Here is an 18,894-nt window from a genome sequence, read left to right on the forward strand (position 1 = left end):
CATTGATATTGATCAGCGGCCTGCGCGGGCCGAAGTCGGCCGTCCGGTAGAGCCCAAAGATTGGGCATTGTGAAATGCAAACGCCAGAGTCATTAATGCGTCACGCGCATCAAACTCTGATGCTGCTCAATCAGAGAATGCGTAAAGGTCGGCGTCAGGATCAGCGCGACCGGTCAGATGCGCACGCATGATCTCGCTCGCGATGCGGCTATATGTGATGCCGTTGCCGCCAAAGCCGAGGATGGCCCAACAATTTTTCAGGCCCGGGATGGCGCCGATCGAGGGAAGCCCCGTCGCGGTTGTCCCAAAAGATCCAGTCCAGGCATAGGCAGGCTGCATATCCAAGTCCGGAAACAAGCGGCCGACGCCTCGCGCGATGCGCGCCACTTTGGTCTGAAGAAGCGCGTCGCGCTTGGCCTCGTCGGCGAACTCTTCATCCTCGCCGCCGGCAATCACGCGCCCGTCCGGCGTCGTGCGCATATACAAATAGGGATCGCTCGCTTCCCAGATCAGACAGCGCTCAGGCCATAGCCGTCTTGTCTGCGGTTCGGTGGCCAGCGCAAAGGTCGAAATGATCTTGTGCCCCGCTGCGGGAACGACATAGGGAATTTCATAGCCGGTGGCATAGACGAGATGCCGGCAGCGAATGACAGGCCCCTGCTTCGTCTTCACAAGCACCAGACGCGCACTGGCCTCGATCTTCGTCACTTCTACCGGTGCATGGAGCGTGGCACCTGCCGCGATCGCAGCGCGTAGATAACCCAGCGTCAAGCGCCTTGGATCCACCGTCATATTGCCGAAGCTCAGCAAGCCCGCATCACGGCGAAGCGAAAAACGATCAAGCAAGGCGCGACGGCCGAGAAAAACACTCTCCAGGCCTGCCGCGCGACGGGCTTCTCCCTCAAGCCGCAGCGCCTCGCGCCCGAGGCGATCACCGGAAAGATAGAGACTGCTGCGGTCATCAAGCCCGCAATCGAAACCGAGTTCACGGGTGCGAGCGCGCAGATTGCCAAGCGCGAGCGCAGAGCGACGCCAGGCGCGAATGGCATTGTCGGGACCGATCTTCTTCGAGAGAAGCGTCAGAGGTTCGTCGATTTCATATTGAACCAGGGCCGTGCTGGCGGCCGTCGAACCTTTCGCCGCGCCCCGTCTATCGACAATCGCGACCCGCATGCCGGCATCGACAAGCGCTTCCGCCGTTAAAGCGCCGGATATGCCCGCCCCGACCACGAGGACGTCGACGCGCACATCGTGTTGTAGTCGATCGCCCTGGATGCCCCTGGCCGCTGTTCCCAGCCAGATTGGCGTTCCTGTTCGCAGATCGAGTTTCGATGTCGCCATAGCAGCGTCGCCTCTTTGGGGCATGACGCCGATTTAACCAAAACCGGAGCACGCCGTGCTAGAGGTCCAACTTATCGCGACGGCAGAGGTTCCTGAAAATGCAGTGCAAGCTCGCGGCCGAGTTTTGAGGACTCCATGGCCGCGAGGCAGATTTCAAGATTGGCGACGCCCCATTTCCCCGTATGCACCGGCGCTTTGCGCCCCTGAATGGCGTCGGCAAATTCCGCCAACACCAGATCGCGCGGTGTCTTGTCGGTGGCGACAATAATCTCTTCGCAGCCATTCTCATCATAAACGAGAATGCCGCCTGGTGATTGTCTGAGATCGCCGCGCTCGCAACTCACCACGGTCAAACCAAACGTCGGCTGATAAGGCGCGGCCGCTGGAATAGCCGTCTTGGCTCGCTTTTGTTTGGCCGCCAGTTCGGCGGCATTGACCGGCTCCCGCTTCAGTTTCGGTCTTTGATCCGGCGTTTCGACAAATCCCCATTCGGTGATGTCGCCGGTGAGCTCCATGGTCGAGAAATAGCCATAGCCATTGTAGACGGCCGTAGCCGAGGCGCCATCCTCAAACACCATGAAGACCGTGTGGGCGCCAATCGAAGGCCGGCGCGGATCCCAATCAAAGGTCTGAGCCCTGACGCTGCGGACGGCACCACCGCCGAGCAAGCGAATGATATCGAACTGGTGCGAGCCCTGGCGAAAGGTGACGCCGCCGCCCAGATTGACGTCGAACTCCTCGGCGCGCCGAGGGCGAAACATCCAATCGGTGAAGTCGCAAGTGTTGATCATGCGGACACGGCCGAGGCGACCGCTTTCAATAATGTCGCGCATCGCCTGAATGGGCGCGTCATAACTGTGGGAATGCCCGACCAAAAGCAGACGCCCCGCACGATCCGCCGCCACCACCATGGCCTGCGCATCCTCAAGCGACACCGCCATCGGCTTCTCGGTCAAAACATGCTTGCCAGCCTCAAAGGCAATCTGCGCATGGGCGCGATGCAGTTCCGTTGGGGTGGCGATATAAATCGCGTCGATGTCCGGATGAGCGACCAGAGCCTGCACGTCCGGATAGCCTTTAGCCCCCGTCTCCCGCTCGGCTTCCTGGCGCAGCGCGGCATTCGCCTCGACGAAGGCCGCGAGCTGAAAATCGTCGCTCTTTTCAATCGCCGGCAGAAAGGCGCGACCGGCGGCGCCCATGCCGACGATACCGATTTTCAGGGATGCCATCCTCCCTCCCCGTTTGTGTCTTTGTTGGCTGCACGTCGGCAGCTTGCCAAATTCCCAACTTAATGTTAGGTAACTAACATTATAACAAGACCCATTCAAGCCTGGGCTATTACGGAAAGCGTCTGGGAGAGAAACATGCTCACTGCCGAACAGAATGATTTGATCACCCGTATCGGGCCTGGAACACCGGCCGGCGATCTATTGCGGCGCTATTGGCAGCCGATCGCAGCGGTTTCAGAGTTGAGCGGGCGCTGGACGATGCGCGTGCGCCTCTTGGGCGAAGACCTGGTTCTCTATCGCAATCGCGAAGGCGGCTATGGCCTGGTGGCGGAGAAATGCCCGCACCGAGGCGCTTCGCTGGCCTATGGCATCCCGACCGAGAACGGCTTGCGCTGCCCCTATCATGGCTGGGAGTTTGGTGCGACGGGCCAATGCCTCAGCCAGCCCAATGAGCCCGAGCGCATGGGCTTCAAGGATAAAATCAAAACCGCTGGCTATCCGGTCGAAGAGCTGAACGGCATGCTGTTCGCCTATCTCGGACCAGCCCCCCGCCCGCTGCTGCCGCGCTGGGACGGCTTTGTCGTCGAAGGCGCCATCCGAATGCTGGGGCGCGCCCTCATTCCGGTGAACTGGCTGCAGGTGATGGAAAATTCGCTCGATCCCATTCACACTGAATGGCTGCACGGCCACACCTATGAATTCGTCAAGCAACAGGAAGGCGTGAAGGTCGCGATCTCGGCACGCCACGAAAAGATCGCCTTCAAGGAATTCGAATATGGCATGACCAAGCATCGCTTGCTTGAGGGCCATTCCGAAGACTCCGACGACTGGCGCGTCGGCCATCCGGTGGTGTTCCCGAACATGCTCTCGGTGGGCAATGGCGATGAAACCTCACGCTATTATGCCTTCCAGATCCGCGTGCCGGTGGACGACCAGCATACGATGCACATGTGGTACACGGCCTATATGCCGCCGAAGGATCGGCCGGTGCCATCGCATCTGCTTGAGAAGATCCACACCTATACGGTTCCCTGCAAGGACGAGAACGGCGAGTTCACTCTCGACAACGTCGACACCCAGGACATGATGGCCTGGATCACCCAAGGAGCAATCGCCGACCGGACGCAGGAAAATCTCGGTGTCTCCGACCAGGGCATCGCGCAATACCGCCGGATGGTCATGCGCGAGATCGAGAAGGTGCAAGCGGGCCAGGACCCGATCGCGCTTTTCCGCGATCCGGCCAAGAATGTGCGGCTCGATCTTCCCAACGAACGCAAGAAACATCACAACAGCGATGGCTTCGGCAGCTGGATCATGCGCACCCACGCCGCCTACTCGCCTATCGCCCGCGACGTGATCGAGGTTTTCGAACCAAAAAAACATTTGCAGCCCGCGGAATGATCATTTGTCTGGATGGCCTGGGCATGCCATCCAGACAAATCGTTGCAAATTGCGAGATCCTATGGCGCGCCAGCCAAGCAAACCCCAGGCAAGCAAATCCCAAGCAAGCAAATCTATGACGGTCGATCCTTCCGACCGCATGGCTCACCTGGTGAAGCTGGCCGGCAAAGCCCTGGTGCGCGCCTTGCAGATGCGCTTGGCGCAGATATCGGTTGCCCACGGCCACTGGACCTTTCTGCGCGTTCTCTGGCAGCAGGACGGGCTCAGCCAGGTCGAGCTCGGTGCGGTGGCTGGCGTCACGCGCCCTTCTACATCCGCCGCCGTCAAGGCCATGGAAGAATTGGGATATGTTGAGCTGCGTCAGCAAAAGGGCAATCGCAAGAACGTCTATGTTTTCCTGACAGCTGCCGGGCGTGCGCTTGAGCGCAAGCTTGTCCCGCTGGCTGTCGACGTCAACAAGATCGCCTTGGAGGGGTTTTCCGCGGCCGACGAAAAGCGGCTCCGGTCCATGCTCCTCAAGATCACCGAAAATTTGGCGGAAGATGAAGTTGTCTAGAGCCTGTTCGAAAATGCTTTAGAATAAATTGGGAGATCAGAGAGCTCAGCTCTTATGATGATAAGCCCTTGCTGAAAGCGAGGCAGTAATGGGAGGAACGATCATGGCGGGGACCAAGGTCCGTTGCATGCTGGGTGCTGTCGCGCTGTTGGCGGCAATGGGGACATCGCAAGCCCAAGATGCCGAGGTGCAATTCTACAAAGGCAAGACAGTGCGGATGATCGTCGGCTTCGGACCCGGCGGCGGATACGATGCTTATGCGCGCATGATCTCGCCCTATCTGTCCCAAGAGCTCGGCGCCAATGTGGTGGTCGAGAACCAACCCGGCGCCGGCAGCATCAGCGCAATGAATAATCTGAGCATTGCCCCGCCCGACGGGCTGCAACTGATGCTGGCCAATGGCACCGCAGCGGGCCTGGCGCAGATCATGGGCATGTCCGGCGTGCGCTACGATCTCGCCAAGCTGACGCAGCTCGGCACGGTCAGCGCTTCACCCTGGGTCTGGTTGGTGCCCGTGCAGTCGCCGCTGCGCAGCATCGACGATGTGCGCAAGATGGACCGGCCGCTGAACTGGTCGTCCAGCGGCCCGATCGACGGCCTGTCGGATGGCGCCCAGATCACCTGCGAAGCACTGAAGCTCAATTGCAAGATCGTGATGGGCTACAAAGGCAGCAGCGAGGCGGCCCTGGCGGTGGCACGCAATGAGATGGACGCCATCTATGTCTCCGACACCTCCGCCAACAATTATGTGAAGGCGGGCGATCTGCGGGCGCTGGTCAATATGGCGCGACGCAAATCGCGCTTCTTCCCCGATCTGCCGACGGTCTATGAGGCGGAGAAGCTGTCGCCGGAGGCGCAATGGCTGTTCGACTTTCACGGCACCGTGGAAGATCTCGGCCGCATCCTGATCATGCCCGCCAACATCCCGCCGGCGCGGCTGGCCTTCATCAACGCGGCGATCGCCCGTACCCTGAAGAACCCGACCCTGATCGCCGAGGGCGAGAGAACGCAGCGCTATGTCGACTTCATCGGCCCGGAGGAGACCCGCAAAGCAGTCAATTCCGCGATCGGCCAGCTGACGCCCGAACAGCGCAAGAGGGTGCAGGATGTGCTCACGGTAAAGTAGAGGGCTATTTTACCGCCGGCGGTCAGACAACTGTTCGTTCATTCAACGGGCTAGCTTGAACTGATTGCGGGCGGTGACAGGTCCGTGCTATCTCGCCGCAAGTTCCGCGGGACTTTCCGTGGGACTTTTCGCTCCAATCGGCTCCGTCCTAGTCCAATTTCGGTCTTTAGCCGGGGTTGAAGGCGCGAAAATAGATGTTTAGAAACAGATGCTTGGTTAAAATCGGGGTATAGCGCAGTCTGGTAGCGCGGAAGTTTTGGGTACTTCAGGTCGTAGGTTCGAATCCTGCTACCCCGACCATTCCCAGCATTTGAGTCTCGTCGTTCGAACAGCGAAATGGATCAGCCCATGACCGCCCGGATCTCCTGCCCCGCCAAGACCGCGACCCAGTCGGGTTTTGCCAAGTCGAGACGCTGGCTGCTGGAATTCGACCGGACCTCGGCGCGCGAGATCGATCCGCTGATGGGCTGGACGTCATCGAGTGACATGAATGCCCAGGTTAAGCTGTGGTTTCCGACCAAGGAAGAGGCCATCGCCTATGCCGAGCGTGAAGGCATTGCCTATGTGGTCGTCGAGCCTAATCCGGTGACGCGCAAGATCGTCTCCTATTCGGATAACTTCAAGACCAGCCGCATCGGTCAGTGGACCCACTGATTTTTTGACGCGTTTTGTAACGTTTTGCGCGTCCTTCAAGCTACACAACACGACAGTTTCAGGCTCCGTAGCTCAGCTGGATAGAGCAGCCGCCTTCTAAGCGGCAGGTCGTTGGTTCGAGCCCAACCGGAGTCGCCACTTTTCGATGATATCAATGACTTAGTCGGCAGGCCGAAAATGGTCATGCGACTGCTTTTCCGAACGCTCGGAATCCTGTTCACTTTTTCGACTTTACCGGATCGCCTACTGGCCCCTAACGCGGGCCTGATCGCCTGTCAGCGGATCCACGGGGAGATGCGTTTGGTCTGCCGGACCACTCATCAATGCAGATTTTGCAGATTTGCCACTTTTCAAATATCCACATCCGCGAAAGCTTAAGTATATTTCGCCGGCCTTTTTAGCGACTGAGAATAGGCATTCTCATCGCAGAAATCAGAGAACTGATATCAAATTTAACTTGGTGCCGTATCCCGTGATGTTTGCGAGACCACATGTCACGCAGTATACGAATAAGTTACTGAGAACCAATATTGTACGCTGCGAACCTATCTAGATCGAACGGTCAAAATCGAGATAGAAAAGGGTCCGAAAGCGCCTTGAAATTCAGGTAAGGTCAAGTTCATGCAACTTAACGAAACTGACCCTGCGGATTTAAATGAAATAACCACATCAAAACTGACATCTAAGATGGCGGAAGCAAATCTTCAGATCTTAAAGCTTCGAAAAGACCTTGAGTCAGTAATATATAATAGAGACTACTTACTCGGCAAATTAAAATTCTTACTTACCAGTTTAGACTCAAGAGATAGCGTCGGCTTCTCTGGATTTCATCCAGCGGAATCGGCTTCCAGCTTATTATTGAGTGCGACACAGCGCTTAGATATCTGGAATCAAATGTGCGAGGCGTTCGATCTCGATGCGCCTTGGCGCGCACTTGGCCCGCATGATGGTTATCCGGGCGCACGAAACATTCTCATCTGCGCGTCTGGGGGAATCGGAGACATCATCCTCGTCACCCCCTTGGCCGAAGCGCTACATGAACAATTTGGAGCGCGTATATTCGTTGTACATACCCATAAAGCAACAAAAGATATTTTGGATGACAATGTATACATAGCTGGGCATGCGGTATTAACCAACACTGAATCCGAAAGATTTACAGATCATCTTTCCAGATTGGATATATTTGATCTTTTAGTACTTCATAGATACGCAACATTATATCTTCCTCCGCCAAAATCCAGAATTCCCGCCGACTTTCTTCGTATAGCGCATATGCGAGGAGTGGAATGGAACCATTATGCTTTAACTGATTGGCCTCACGACAATAATACATTTGCGAAGAAGGCAACCGCAGGAGGATTTGGACTTTTAGATTTGACCGGATTCACCGGCAATCTCCCCGTCTCCCAGACCAGCAGCTTGTATATTATGCCGTCTCCCCCTGCCGAAACGGTCCTCGGCGACCTTCGAGGCCGCTACGTCACGGTCCATCATGGCGCGGACCCGCATGGGACCGAGAACGGACTGCAGACGAAAAATATGTCGATGAAGCAATGGGAGGAGATTGTTTCGCTACTCAAGCAGCAAGGGCAGAAAACGGTACAGATAGGAGCTAACACAGAGGACTTGATCAAAGGCGTTTCCATCGATCTTCGCGGCAAGCTCTCGCTGAGGGAAAGCGCATACGTCATAAAACATGCGGCCTGCCACATCGATACCGAAGGCGGATTGGTTCACATCGCCAGAGCTGTTCATCGCACCGCGATGGTCATTTTTGGCCCGACATCTGCGCCCTTCTTCGGATATCCGCAAAACGAGAACATCGCCCCGGCGAAATGCGGCGATTGCTGGTCGGTCACGCGTGACTGGATGAGCAACTGCCCGAGGTCGATGAGGCATCCTGAATGCATGGTTCACCATCAACCGGCGACCATCGTTGAAAAAGTGAGCCGGCTCGCTAGGCCTGTGGCGCCAGCCTATCTCGACACCATCACGAGAGCCGTTGATTGGACGTCAACCATCGACCGGTCGATCAAGCACAACCGCATCCTGCTGTTATCCACCGACTGGCACAAATCGGCAAACGCATCGCGGCTCTCGCCGGATGTGTACGATCGAGGCATTCATCTGAATGACTGGCCATCGGTGCCGGCATTCGACAACAAGCCCGCGATACCATTCTCCAACGCGCAAATTCATGCGGCGTCCGGCATCTATCCGATGGTCATCATCGAGTTCGTCAGAGCCATCGATATTTCCGCCGCCGACCTTCTACTCGATGCCCTTCGTGTCGTTTCCGATAAGGGGCGCGTTATCGCAGCCCTCGATGCTTCTCAGCGGGATGCGCTTTTTGACGTTCTCAAGGCTCTTGAAAACGCGGATAGACCGCTAGCCTGCCAACTTTACAAGCGAGCCTATGACGATCTCGCATCGATCCAAACGGATCAAATCATAATAACAATTTCGAAATCAGCACCAGAATTGGAACCGGAATCTAAGCGAGGGCTTCCGTGGTTCAAAAAACAATAGGATACCCTGCCTATGTCATAACCGGCGATCCGGGATGGATTGATCATTCTGTCGCCAAGAAGGCAATCGCGGATGAATGCGCCTCGCCTGCATTGCTGCATCAAATAGGCGCCGACTTCATTTATGCGCATAAGGACGATTTGCCAGCCGTCAAACTGCAAGGTGACTCGACGTTCTGGCGCATGCTTTCGAAGCGATCGCAGGCCTCCGCCTATGCGGGAACGGTCGAAGTCCCAACCAGTTTAGCGGCGGCTGCCTTCGGCAGAAAAGATCTCTTACCTCGTTTCGTTCGCAACGGTCGCGTGTTGTGGGAAAGCATATTGACGTGGTTGGTGCTCCACGGCATCGACGAGCACAAGCTCTGGAAATTGATCGATCCAGCTTTTCCCGAACAGTTACGCAGAAGATCAGTGGGCTCAGAACCTGGCTTAAGTGTGCTGGACGAAATTCTTTTAAAAGCTGAACCGCACCTTTGGGGGGCGGCGGACAATTATCAAACGCTATGCCAGGCGCTCGACAATTGGTTGATCAACCATGGAGTGCATCAACGTAAGCTATTCTGGGCCATGCGTTCTTCGGACGTCTCGCGACAAGGTCTCACACGCGGCAAATTCGATGTCGCCGCTCTGCGAGCCGCTCATCAAACCCCTCACTTGATCCGAGAAAAGTGGGGGCTGGATTTCATCATCGATACAACGCCCCCACGAAGACGGCGCGCGCCCGGTTACGGTCAATACGTTAGCGGCACGACATCGATTTGGAGCGGAAAACACACCGTCTTCACGCCCACGCCCGACACAGCGTTCGGCGGTGATGTGACGGTTCAATTCGATGGGCCGGCATCGGCGCTTTTCTTTTTCATCATAGAAATGACGCTGGAAGAGAAATCGATCGTATCGGCCCAGGTTGGAGATGATGGCTCCATCGACGCCATTCGTGCGGAGCGCTCGGGCAATGTCACTATGCGAATCCTGGTTCGTCGCGCGACGAGCAATATCTACCGCCTGAAGCTGCAAAATAGCGCGTCGGCTCATTCCGACTGGCTCAAGTCGGTTTCAGTTCATCCACTCGATTAAGGCATGGCTCTTAGCGGCGGATCGTTGGTTCCGGCCTGGCCCGCGTTTTTTTTCGGCCTTCCGTCTGAACGACGGAACTCTCGCGCCCGGACGCGATTGACAAACTGGGAACCTTTTTAAGCCCCCCAGCCCAGGTTCCCCATTTCGCCGCCGACAAGCGCCCGCTTGTCGGCGGTTTTATTTGATCCCGACTCCCCTGCGGCGCGACAAACTTGACACGTCGGCCACGCGCTCTAATATGTAACTTAAAGGTTACGGATTATGCAGCAGCCAGCCACGACCAATGCCGTCTTCCGCGCCATCGCCGACCCCACCCGGCGGGTGCTCCTCGACCGGTTGCGCGCCGGCCCGGCCAATGCCGGAGCCTTGGCTGCCGATTTCCGCACCAGCCGGCCGGCAATTTCCAAGCATCTGCGCGTACTCCGAGAGGCCAAGCTCGTTATCGACACTCAGGTCGGCCGCGAGCGGGTCTACACGGTCAATCCCATTCCCCTGCAAAGCGTCGCCGGCTGGTTGGAAGGCTATCGCGCCTTCTGGCAGACCAGTCTCGACCAGTTGAAGCGTAACCTGGAGGGAACATGAGCAGTGTCACAAGCCACCACGCCCGCGCTGTCGCCGACATCAGCGAAGGGCTCATCGTCGCCAGCGTCGAAATCGCGGCGCCGCCGGAACGGGTTTTCCAGGCTCTGACCACAAGCGAAGTCTGCCAATGGTGGGTCCGCCCCGGCGTCATGGACACCCGCGAATGGAGCGGCGACGTGCGCGTCGGCGGCCGCTGGCAGGCCTCGGGCATCGGCAATGGACGACCCTATGTGATCGAGGGCGAATATCTGGAAATCGGCCCGCCGCGCAAACTCGTCCACACTTGGCAGCCGGTGGGCGCACCGGGCCAGCCCTCGACGGTCACCTATCTGCTTGAACCGACGAGCCAGGGCACCAAGATCACCCTGCGCCATGCCGGCATCGCTGTTCCGGCGATCTGCACCAACACGGGCATCGCCTGGGAGACGAGCTTCGCCCGTCTCGCCGAAATCCTGGCCGCGAATTGAGTTACGACGAAGCTGCCGCCGCGCGAATCCGGCAAGCCCTACCGGCGGGGCGGCCGATCGCCGAGCGCAAGATGATGGGCACGCTTTGCTTCATGGTCGACGGCCATATGTGCTGCGGCGTCACCGGCGCGGCGCTGATGATCCGTGTCGGCCAAGAGGGCTACCAACAAACGCTCGCCCGGCCGCACGTGCGGCCGATGGATATCGGCGGACGGCAGCCTAAGGGCTTCGTGCTGGTGGATCCGGAGGGCTATCGCACCAAGGCAGCGCTGGAGAAATGGCTGGCCCAGGCGCTGGCTTTCACAGCGGCGCTTGAGCCGAAAAAGCTGGCGCGACGACGAAAGGCCTAGCGGAACAGCGAATTGGCGATCTTATCGCCAGCTTTCAGGCCGATCTTGCTGGCGACGCCAGCGTTTAGCTCCAGCACGGCGAAGGCCGGACGGGCCGAGGGAATGGTGCGTTCCGACAGCGGTTCGGTGTTTTCAGCGACATTGATGACCGTGCCGTTGCGGGCGATGAACACCATGTCGAGCGGCAGATAGGTATTCTTCATCCACATCATCACCGGCTGTTCGGATTTGAAATCAAACAGCATGCCCCGGTCGGCTGGCATGTAGCGGCGAAACATTAGGCCACGGGCCCGCTGCTCGTCCGAGCGCATCACCTCGACCGAGAACTTGTGGGCGCCGCTGGCGGTGGTGATGGTCAGCAGCTCAAGCGTCGCCTCATCCTGCGCCGCCGCCTGTGCCATGGCCGGCGCCGAGGGAACGACCAGAGGGGCCACAAGGACCGAAACGCCAATCACAGCCGCCAAAAGTGCGCGACGCGGGAGAAATGAGAAGGATTTGACCATCGAATATGTACTCCGCGCGAGTCTGTCGTCCGCGCCCAGCCAGATGCCCTGGCCCGATAGCACAGTTTGGCGGCAGCCGGAATCGGCGCCGCCATCAACCAGACGTGAACGTGAGATTTAGTGGGAACTCGGCAGCCGGGTGTCGAGCGGACGCACTTCGGCGGCCATCAGCCCCTTGTCGCCATTGCCGAACCGCACCAGCAGACCGTCGCCGGGCTTGAGATCGGCGATGCCGAAACGGCGCAGGGTCTCCATATGGATGAAAATGTCCTCGGTGCCCTCGCCGCGTGTGACGAAGCCGAAGCCGCGCACACGGTTGAACCACTTCACCACGACGATCTCGAAACCGCCGGCAGCGGCCACCTGCACATGGGTGCGCGGCGCTTGCAATTGGGCTGGATGCGTGGCGGTCGATTCATCGAGCGACAGCACTTTGAAAACCTGCAGGCCCTTGGCGCGCTTCTGCACTTCGCAGACGATGCGCGCACCTTCCGGCGCTGTCGAGAAACCATCGCGCTTGAGAACAGTAACGTGCAGCAGCACGTCGGAACCGCCATCATCTGGAAGGATGAAACCATAGCCTTTGGCGACATCGAACCATTTGATGTGGCCGGCCATCTCAACGAGATCGAGCGGACGTTCTTCGGACACAGCCTCTTGGCTGCTAACGCCGCTTCTGCCTTCAAGCTGATCCTTGCTGGTCAATGGACCCGCCCCCGCCTGATACTTTTATTGCCGCACCATGCACCCTGAATGAGGCCGAACTCGTTTCAACATCACCCAGAATCACCAACTCAGGATAGCATCGAGCAAATCCGCTCCAACTGATATTTGTGAAAACTCCTGTGGATGACTGAGCCCTCGCCTGTTGCCGCCTCAATCCAGTTAAAACGGCTGCCAGTTAAAACGGTTGCTAGCCAAAACGGTTGGCGCGCTCGAAGGGTTCCAGAATGGCGCCAATATCGCCGTGCAGGACCAGATCAGCGATCTCGTCGAAGGGCGTCGGGTCACGATTGATGATCACCAGAGCGGCGCCGTTCTCCTTGGCCAGCAAGGGAAAACTGGCCGCCGGATAGACCACGAGCGACGAACCGATCACCAGCATCAAATCGCAGTTTTCAGCCACGCGCTGGGCGCGCCGCATCGGTTCGACGGGCATCGCCTGCCCGAAAGCAATGGTCGCGCTCTTCACCGCACCCCCGCACAGGCATTTCGGCGCGCGGCCGTCCGCCTCGAATTTGCGCCTTATGGCCTCGAGTTCATAGCGCACGCCGCAGGCAAGACAGGTGGCGTAAGTGCCGTTGCCGTGCAGTTCGATGACCTGATCGGCGGCGAGGCCGGAAGCCTGGTGCAGACCGTCGATATTCTGCGTGATCACGGCACTCATCAGCCCATCGGCGATCAAGCGCGACAAGGCGCGATGCCCCCTGCTCGGCTGGGCGCCTGCATAGGAATCGTCCATGGCGAATTTGCGCTCCCAGGCGAGAATACGATTGTCCTCGCTCGCCAGAAAGGACTCGAACGGCATCGGCGGATGGCGATGCCAGGCGCTGTCCTTGGAACGGAAATCGGGAATGCCGGATTCGGTCGAAATGCCGGCCCCGGTGAAAGCGGCGGCGCTGCTGCTCTCAGCCAGAAAGGCCGCGAGGCGCTTGCGCCCGTCGTCCAGTTCATCCTGCGTCATGGCCGCATCCCGCCTCCATAAACCACATGGCTATCATGAGCGCCGCACGCACTCTTGGCCATTGCAAAATGCGGCCCGAACCGCTCCTATCGCCGGGACAAATCGTGAGAATAAACCGCGAGAACAATTCACGAATAAGTAGTGAGTGAAACATGCAAGACAAGAATCTGGGCACATCAGGATTACGGGTGTCGGTCGTCGGCCTCGGCTGCAACAATTTCGGCGCGCGGCTCGACCTCGCCGGGGCGAAAACAGTGGTCCACAAAGCGCTCGACGAAGGCGTGACCCTGTTCGACACCGCCGACATGTATGGCAATCGCGGCGGCTCCGAACTGGCGCTCGGCGAAATTCTCGGGAACCGGCGCAAGGACATCGTGCTGGCGACGAAATTCGGCTTTCCGATGGACGAGGCTGGCAAGCTCAAGGGCGGCTCGCGCCGCTACATCATGTCGGCCGTCGAGGCGAGCCTGCAGCGGCTCAAGACCGACTGGATCGATCTTTATCAATATCATCGCCCCGATCCGCTGACGCCGATCGAGGAGACCTTGCGCGCGCTCGACGATCTCGTGCACCAGGGCAAGGTGCGCTACGTCGGCTGCTCCAACCTCGCTGCCTGGGGCGTGGTGGAAGCGGCCTGGACGGCGAAGAGCGCCGGCCTCAACAGCTTCGCCTCGTGCCAGGACGAGTACAGCCTGCTCTATCGCAAGCCGGAAGCCGATCTCGTGCCCGTGACCCAGAAATACGGCCTCGGCATCCTGCCCTATTATCCCCTGGCCGCTGGCATGCTGACCGGAAAATACAAGCGTGGGGAGCACGGCGCCGCCGGCACGCGCTTCGCGCCCGGCTCGATGTATGTGAACCGCTACATGAACGATAAGAACTGGGATCGGGTCGAGCAGCTCGAAGCCTTCGTTGCGGCACGCGGGCGCACGTTGGTCGAGCTCGCCTTCTCCTGGCTCGCCAGCCGGCCGACGGTTTCAAGCGTCATCGCTGGCGCCATGACACCGGAACAGGTGGCGACAAATGTGAAGGCGGCGGCCTGGGTGTTGAGCGCGGAAGAGCTGGCCGAGATCGATAAGATCACGGCGTAGGACGAACGATCAAAGTACGAAGCGGTTGCCCCTGGATACCGGATCACGCTTCGCGTGTCCGGTATGACACCAAGATCGAGCCTGTCATGCCGGACACCTGCGCAGCAAGTGATCCGGGATCCAGGAGCGAGTGGTAGAACCCCTTAGCCCGGCAGCTTGAGCCAGATATCGCCGTCGCGCACATCGGCAGGAAAGCCCTTCAGGCGCGTGCTCTCATCGCCAGGATGGCGGCCGGTCTCGACGTCGAACTCAAAGCCGTGCCACGGACAGACGATGTGTTTCTGCCCGGTGTAGAACAGCCCGAGGCTGCGCTTGTCGTCGGTCAGTTCCTCGCCGATGCGCCCGAAGACGCGGCCCTGGCACACGGGACCGCCGGCATGCGGGCAATGGTTTTCCCAGGCATAGACCTTGGCGCCGACGCGAAACACACCGATCTCGCGGCCGGAGGTGGCGTAAACCCGGTGAGCGCCATCGGCGATGTCGTCGAACCTTCCCACTTTGACGTCAGCCATGTGTCTGCCCCGATGATCTGTTAGCGGTTGTGCGTTGGCCGGTTGAACCACAGCGCCACGTCGAACATGTTGAGATCGACGGCGCGGATCAGCGCGCAGGCAGTGACAACGGCCTCCGTTGCATTGACCAGGCGATTGTCGATGGGCGTAAACTCCTGCTCGGTCTTCTCCACCTTTGCCGCATAGGCTTTCACCACGGCGGTCATGGCGTTCTGCAAGACCTCATCGGGAATATTCGCCGCCTCGCCGCGCTTCAACGCATCGTTGAGCGCGTCGCTGAAAGCCGCACCCGCATCCTTTACCGATTGATCCATTATCAACGTCCTTTGGACAGGGCGACGCCCTGCGATGCCGCCGCCTGGCCCACCGGGCCGAGGCCTGGCTTTCCGAGCTTGTGGGGCGGCACTTCGAGATTGAACAATTTCGCGGCGTTAAGGCCGAGAATATTACGTTTCTGCTGTTCGTTGAGGAACGGCAATTGCGTGATCGAATTGGGCAGATCGAAATCCCAATGCGGCCAATCGGTGGCGAACAGAAGCTGCGTCTCGGCGTTGATCGCCTTGAACGTCGCTTCGAGCAGTTCGAGATTGTCGCGCTCCATCGGCTGCGTCGTGTAGTACATCTCGCGCATATATTCCGACGGCTTGCGCTTCAGCAGCGGCGCTTCCGACGTGCGCATCATATATTCGGAATCGAGCCGTTGCATGACGAAAGGCACCCAGGCAAGGCCGCTCTCCACCCACATGCTTTTCAGCTTGGGGAAGCGTTCGGGGATGCCGTTGATGACCCAATTGGTCATGTGGATGATGTTGTAATAGACGAAGGAGATGGCGTGCATCGATAGGAAGCGATTGCACTGCTTCATCGATTCATCGCCCCAGTGGAAACCGGAGTGGAAGCTGATCGGCTTGCCGCTCGCTTCGATCGCCGCATAGAGCTTCATATAGCAATCGTGATGCACCGGCCGATACCGCGTCGACGTCACCATATAGCCGACGACCTGCGGATTGGCGGCATGCTTCTCGACTTCGCGCAGCGCCGCTTCCGGATCGTTGAACGGCAGATAGATCATATTGATCATCCGCTTTTCCTGCGGCAGCATGTCTTCGCACATCCAGGCATTGAACGCCTGGCCGATGGCCGCTTCGATCTCCGGCTGCGGATGCATGCCGAGCACCAGCATCGGCGTCGGCAGTGTGACCATATAATCGAGGCCCATCGTGTCCATGGCGCGCTGCGTCAGTGTCACCATTTTGTGCGGCGTTTCGGGCGTCTTCTCGCCGAGGCGCTGCTGATGCGGAATGCGACCGAACATGTCCTGGTACAACATGCCGGGCGTCGCATTGCTGAGGCCGGGCGGTGAACCGGGGCGATCCTTGAAAGATTCCGCCATGTCCCGGTAAACCTTGTTGTCCATCCGGGCGATGATTTCCTGCCAGAACGGGAACTCGCTGAGATGGCCATCGGAGTCGACGACGAAATAATCCTGCAGCTTTTCGGCTTCCTTGGTCGCATGGGCCAGGAGGTCGCGCGTGTCGCTCAGCGTGTCGATGGTCGGGAGTTCGAAGACACCGGTGGGAACCGACGTGCGATCGTCCATGTGTTGTCCTCCGCACTGTCACGGCGATCCGCATCAGGAACGAAACGGACCGCGCCGCGATCGTTTTATTGAGAGCAGGTGCGCCCCGCTCCAAGCATACTGCAGTTTAGAATGCTTCTGTCGTGCGCATCGTTGGAGGGCGATCGTCGTCCTGTCAAGCACGACATCGCCCTCTCCCACTTGCTTCTAAGACAACGAAACGAAAGGTTTTTTGATCGTTTTATTGCCTCATACCGTCGTGGCCCCTCTCACGGGCCACGGCAGACAATGTTCAACAAGGCCTGGCGCTTCTCGGTGTCCATCACCTTGAACGTCCGTTCGATCGCCTTCGGCACCGCAGCAGGATCAACGACCTTCTCGCCATAGCCACCAGCGGTTTCAACCGTCTTTTCAAAGGCCAGCTCCTGATCGAAATAGGTCAAGGGCTCGCGATTGCTCTTGGCCGCATAGCCGCTGGGATAAACTTCGTGGGTGTTGCGCTTCACCGCGCCCCACATGGCATTGTTGAACACCATGGTCAGGGTCGGCCAGTTTTCCGCCGCCGAGACATAGTGGGCTGGGACCGGATTGCCGAACATATAAGCGCCATCGCCAACCGTGCAGATCACCCGCTTGTGCGGCGCCGCCGCCTTCATGCCAAGCGCCATGCCGAGGCCCCAGCCGAGCGCACCGGCCGCACCGGTGAAGAACAGCGTGCCCGGCTTCTTCAAGGTCAGATGTTCATAGGTGATCGGCCCTTCCTTGATGACAATGTCATCTTCGCCGCGCACCTGGTCGAGGCAATGGGTGACCCAGGCCGGATTGATCGGCGTTTCGTGCTTGGCCTTCTCCAGTGCCGCCTGCCAGCGTTGACGCTGGGCGGCGCGGCGCTCGGCGATACGCTTGCGTCGCGCTTCGATCCGATCTTTCGCGCCGGCGCGTCGCGTCTCCAGGGCCGCGGCCAGCGCGATCATCGAGGGGCCGGCTGCGCCCGTGATGGCGATGTCGCTGGCAAAGCTGCGCATCGGATAGGACGAGAACAGCGGATCGACGCCGATGTGAACGATCTTGGTGTCGCCGGCCGGCGACTTCTTGTTGGGGATCCACGGCACGTCGCATTCGATGACGATGACTGCATCGGCCTCGGTGATGAAGGCATCGGGTTCGTAACCCAGATGCATTGGGTGGTTGCTGTCCAGCGCGACATAACGCGGCTTGCGCTGGGTGACGGGGATGGCGAAGACATCGGCCAGAGCGGCAAGTGCTGCCGGCTCGCTCCAATCTCGGCCAACACTGGCGCAGACGATGACCGGATTTTCCGCCTTGGCGATGATATCGGCGGCGCGATCGATGGCATCGAGATCGGGGAACGGCGCGCTCGCCGGCTGGCGGCGCGACGGCGAGGCATAAGAGAAATTCTCGACCGGCGCGGCCAGAACCTCACGCGGCAGGGTCAGATAGACCGGCCCCTTCGGCTCGCTCATGGTGACGCTCAACGCGCGATCGACGGTCTGCTCCAGCACGTGGGCGTTGGGCAGCTCATAATCCCATTTAACGATCTCGCGGACGAGCGCGCCCTGGTCCCGCATTTCCTGCGGCCAATGGATTTCGCCGGTACGCGCACCGAGCACGCCGCCCTCTTCGCTATAGGGCGTGCGGCCCGAGGTGAACAGAACCGGCAGGTTGCCGCGCCAGGCGTTCATCAGACCGCAAATCGAATTGGCGGTGCCGACATTGACATGGACCATGACGAGCTGCGGCTTGCCGCTCTGCAAATAATGGCCAAGCGCCATGTGAATGGCGACATTTTCGTGCGGAACGATGACGGGCTTGGGCATTTTGCGCCCTTCCCCCTCGAATTTCGCCAGGGCTTCGATCAGCGGCGCGAAATCGGTGCCGGCGTTGGCAAAGAGGAAGTCGATGCCGCGATCGGCTAATAGTTCGATATAGGCTTCGGCGACGGTGCCGGAGGCGATTGTTTTGACAGACACGTTTCCACCCAGGGTTTTCGCGCGGCCTGTTCAGCTGGCCGCTTCACCCCTGCTTTAAAGCAGGATCGTGGAAGAAGAAACCCGGTAAGACACCTCTATCTCCCTGTCATCCCGTGCGCCGAAAGGCGGCCCCGGGAACCAGGGGCCAGTGCTAAAACGCTGGATCAACTCTGGTTGTTAACATCACTACCACGCGCCCCTCGGCCCCGGATCGCCTGCT

19 protein-coding genes and 2 tRNA genes are annotated in these 18,894 nt (G+C 59.1%); 12 read left to right on the forward strand and 9 right to left on the reverse strand.

Annotation, left to right across the window (positions count from 1 at the left end; genetic code table 11):
• Positions 1-126: 126 nt before the first annotated feature.
• Entirely contained in the window at positions 127-1,341 is a 1,215-nt protein-coding gene (locus BLW50_RS08970; RefSeq protein ID WP_090700546.1) for an NAD(P)/FAD-dependent oxidoreductase, read from the reverse strand.
• A gap of 71 nt (positions 1,342-1,412) precedes the next feature.
• Complete coding sequence (locus BLW50_RS08975) at positions 1,413-2,570, reverse strand: Gfo/Idh/MocA family protein (protein WP_090700549.1); 1,158 nt, start codon at positions 2,568-2,570, stop codon at positions 1,413-1,415.
• 135 nt (positions 2,571-2,705) lie between these two features.
• Here BLW50_RS08975 and BLW50_RS08980 point away from each other — a divergent pair, with 135 nt between their 5' ends.
• From BLW50_RS08980 to BLW50_RS09030, 11 genes are all read left to right on the forward strand, one after another.
• Entirely contained in the window at positions 2,706-3,971 is a 1,266-nt protein-coding gene (locus BLW50_RS08980) for an aromatic ring-hydroxylating dioxygenase subunit alpha (protein WP_090700552.1), read from the forward strand.
• A 115-nt stretch (positions 3,972-4,086) separates the two neighbouring features.
• Entirely contained in the window at positions 4,087-4,527 is a 441-nt protein-coding gene (locus tag BLW50_RS08985; RefSeq protein ID WP_210186058.1) for a MarR family winged helix-turn-helix transcriptional regulator, read from the forward strand.
• 103 nt (positions 4,528-4,630) lie between these two features.
• The gene (locus tag BLW50_RS08990) at positions 4,631-5,653 is read left to right on the forward strand and encodes a Bug family tripartite tricarboxylate transporter substrate binding protein (protein WP_170850071.1); all 1,023 of its coding nucleotides are present in this window, start codon (positions 4,631-4,633) and stop codon (positions 5,651-5,653) included.
• Between the two features lie 223 nt (positions 5,654-5,876).
• Positions 5,877-5,953: transfer RNA gene (locus BLW50_RS08995), tRNA-Pro, on the forward strand.
• A 48-nt stretch (positions 5,954-6,001) separates the two neighbouring features.
• Positions 6,002-6,307 (forward strand): ETC complex I subunit, encoded by a 306-nt coding sequence (locus BLW50_RS09000; protein ID WP_090708902.1) that lies wholly within the window; start codon positions 6,002-6,004, stop codon positions 6,305-6,307.
• A gap of 61 nt (positions 6,308-6,368) precedes the next feature.
• Positions 6,369-6,445, forward strand: a tRNA-Arg gene (locus tag BLW50_RS09005).
• 483 nt (positions 6,446-6,928) lie between these two features.
• Positions 6,929-8,839, forward strand: coding sequence for a glycosyltransferase family 9 protein (locus BLW50_RS09010; protein WP_090700559.1), 1,911 nt, complete (start codon positions 6,929-6,931; stop codon positions 8,837-8,839).
• Positions 8,821-9,915, forward strand: a complete 1,095-nt coding sequence (locus tag BLW50_RS09015) for a hypothetical protein (protein WP_139267541.1) — start codon at positions 8,821-8,823, stop codon at positions 9,913-9,915. Before BLW50_RS09010 ends, BLW50_RS09015 begins: the two co-directional genes overlap by 19 nt.
• Positions 9,916-10,176: 261 nt before the next feature.
• Positions 10,177-10,497: an ArsR/SmtB family transcription factor gene (locus BLW50_RS09020; RefSeq protein ID WP_090700564.1), complete on the forward strand. Its 321-nt coding sequence runs from the start codon at positions 10,177-10,179 to the stop codon at positions 10,495-10,497.
• Positions 10,494-10,964 carry an SRPBCC family protein gene (locus BLW50_RS09025; RefSeq protein ID WP_090700566.1) on the forward strand — a complete coding sequence of 157 codons (471 nt, stop codon included), beginning with the start codon at positions 10,494-10,496 and terminating at the stop codon, positions 10,962-10,964. Before BLW50_RS09020 ends, BLW50_RS09025 begins: the two co-directional genes overlap by 4 nt.
• Positions 10,961-11,314, forward strand: a complete 354-nt coding sequence (locus tag BLW50_RS09030; protein ID WP_090700569.1) for a TfoX/Sxy family protein — start codon at positions 10,961-10,963, stop codon at positions 11,312-11,314. The genes BLW50_RS09025 and BLW50_RS09030 overlap by 4 nt, the downstream gene beginning before the upstream one ends.
• On the opposite strand, the gene BLW50_RS09035 is transcribed toward BLW50_RS09030, so the two are convergent.
• The 3 genes from BLW50_RS09035 to BLW50_RS09045 form a co-directional block, all read right to left on the reverse strand.
• Complete coding sequence (locus BLW50_RS09035) at positions 11,311-11,715, reverse strand: DUF192 domain-containing protein (RefSeq protein WP_090708904.1); 405 nt, start codon at positions 11,713-11,715, stop codon at positions 11,311-11,313. The two genes, BLW50_RS09030 and BLW50_RS09035, sit on opposite strands and share 4 nt — an antisense overlap.
• 219 nt (positions 11,716-11,934) lie before the next feature.
• Positions 11,935-12,435: a cold-shock protein gene (locus BLW50_RS09040; RefSeq protein WP_090708907.1), complete on the reverse strand. Its 501-nt coding sequence runs from the start codon at positions 12,433-12,435 to the stop codon at positions 11,935-11,937.
• A 295-nt stretch (positions 12,436-12,730) separates the two neighbouring features.
• Positions 12,731-13,501 carry an SIR2 family NAD-dependent protein deacylase gene (locus tag BLW50_RS09045; protein WP_090700571.1) on the reverse strand — a complete coding sequence of 257 codons (771 nt, stop codon included), beginning with the start codon at positions 13,499-13,501 and terminating at the stop codon, positions 12,731-12,733.
• 152 nt (positions 13,502-13,653) lie between these two features.
• Here BLW50_RS09045 and BLW50_RS09050 point away from each other — a divergent pair, with 152 nt between their 5' ends.
• Positions 13,654-14,592: an aldo/keto reductase gene (locus BLW50_RS09050; protein ID WP_090700573.1), complete on the forward strand. Its 939-nt coding sequence runs from the start codon at positions 13,654-13,656 to the stop codon at positions 14,590-14,592.
• A 143-nt stretch (positions 14,593-14,735) separates the two neighbouring features.
• On the opposite strand, the gene BLW50_RS09055 is transcribed toward BLW50_RS09050, so the two are convergent.
• The 4 genes from BLW50_RS09055 to BLW50_RS09070 form a co-directional block, all read right to left on the reverse strand.
• On the reverse strand, positions 14,736-15,104 hold the full coding sequence (locus BLW50_RS09055; RefSeq protein ID WP_090700575.1) for a Rieske (2Fe-2S) protein: 369 nt from the start codon (positions 15,102-15,104) through the stop codon (positions 14,736-14,738).
• 20 nt (positions 15,105-15,124) lie between these two features.
• Positions 15,125-15,418 carry a hypothetical protein gene (locus BLW50_RS09060; RefSeq protein ID WP_090700577.1) on the reverse strand — a complete coding sequence of 98 codons (294 nt, stop codon included), beginning with the start codon at positions 15,416-15,418 and terminating at the stop codon, positions 15,125-15,127.
• A gap of 2 nt (positions 15,419-15,420) precedes the next feature.
• Entirely contained in the window at positions 15,421-16,704 is a 1,284-nt protein-coding gene (locus BLW50_RS09065; RefSeq protein WP_090700580.1) for an amidohydrolase family protein, read from the reverse strand.
• A gap of 248 nt (positions 16,705-16,952) precedes the next feature.
• The gene (locus BLW50_RS09070) at positions 16,953-18,674 is read right to left on the reverse strand and encodes a thiamine pyrophosphate-requiring protein (RefSeq protein ID WP_170850072.1); all 1,722 of its coding nucleotides are present in this window, start codon (positions 18,672-18,674) and stop codon (positions 16,953-16,955) included.
• Positions 18,675-18,894: the final 220 nt, after the last annotated feature.

Origin of the sequence: Beijerinckia sp. 28-YEA-48, from assembly GCF_900104955.1 — a bacterium.
Taxonomy (GTDB): Bacteria; Pseudomonadota; Alphaproteobacteria; order Rhizobiales; family Beijerinckiaceae; genus Terripilifer.

Coding starts and splice junctions, on each gene's coding strand:
- BLW50_RS08970 (WP_090700546.1), bottom strand. CDS start 1,341: ATGGCGACATCGAAACTCGATCTGCGAACAGGAACGCCAATCTGGCTG.
- BLW50_RS08975 (WP_090700549.1), bottom strand. CDS start 2,570: ATGGCATCCCTGAAAATCGGTATCGTCGGCATGGGCGCCGCCGGTCGC.
- BLW50_RS08980 (WP_090700552.1), top strand. CDS start 2,706: ATGCTCACTGCCGAACAGAATGATTTGATCACCCGTATCGGGCCTGGA.
- BLW50_RS08985 (WP_210186058.1), top strand. CDS start 4,087: ATGACGGTCGATCCTTCCGACCGCATGGCTCACCTGGTGAAGCTGGCC.
- BLW50_RS08990 (WP_170850071.1), top strand. CDS start 4,631: ATGGCGGGGACCAAGGTCCGTTGCATGCTGGGTGCTGTCGCGCTGTTG.
- BLW50_RS09000 (WP_090708902.1), top strand. CDS start 6,002: ATGACCGCCCGGATCTCCTGCCCCGCCAAGACCGCGACCCAGTCGGGT.
- BLW50_RS09010 (WP_090700559.1), top strand. CDS start 6,929: ATGCAACTTAACGAAACTGACCCTGCGGATTTAAATGAAATAACCACA.
- BLW50_RS09020 (WP_090700564.1), top strand. CDS start 10,177: ATGCAGCAGCCAGCCACGACCAATGCCGTCTTCCGCGCCATCGCCGAC.
- BLW50_RS09025 (WP_090700566.1), top strand. CDS start 10,494: ATGAGCAGTGTCACAAGCCACCACGCCCGCGCTGTCGCCGACATCAGC.
- BLW50_RS09035 (WP_090708904.1), bottom strand. CDS start 11,715: ATGGCACAGGCGGCGGCGCAGGATGAGGCGACGCTTGAGCTGCTGACC.
- BLW50_RS09040 (WP_090708907.1), bottom strand. CDS start 12,435: ATGGCCGGCCACATCAAATGGTTCGATGTCGCCAAAGGCTATGGTTTC.
- BLW50_RS09045 (WP_090700571.1), bottom strand. CDS start 13,501: ATGACGCAGGATGAACTGGACGACGGGCGCAAGCGCCTCGCGGCCTTT.
- BLW50_RS09050 (WP_090700573.1), top strand. CDS start 13,654: ATGCAAGACAAGAATCTGGGCACATCAGGATTACGGGTGTCGGTCGTC.
- BLW50_RS09055 (WP_090700575.1), bottom strand. CDS start 15,104: ATGGCTGACGTCAAAGTGGGAAGGTTCGACGACATCGCCGATGGCGCT.
- BLW50_RS09060 (WP_090700577.1), bottom strand. CDS start 15,418: ATGGATCAATCGGTAAAGGATGCGGGTGCGGCTTTCAGCGACGCGCTC.
- BLW50_RS09065 (WP_090700580.1), bottom strand. CDS start 16,704: ATGGACGATCGCACGTCGGTTCCCACCGGTGTCTTCGAACTCCCGACC.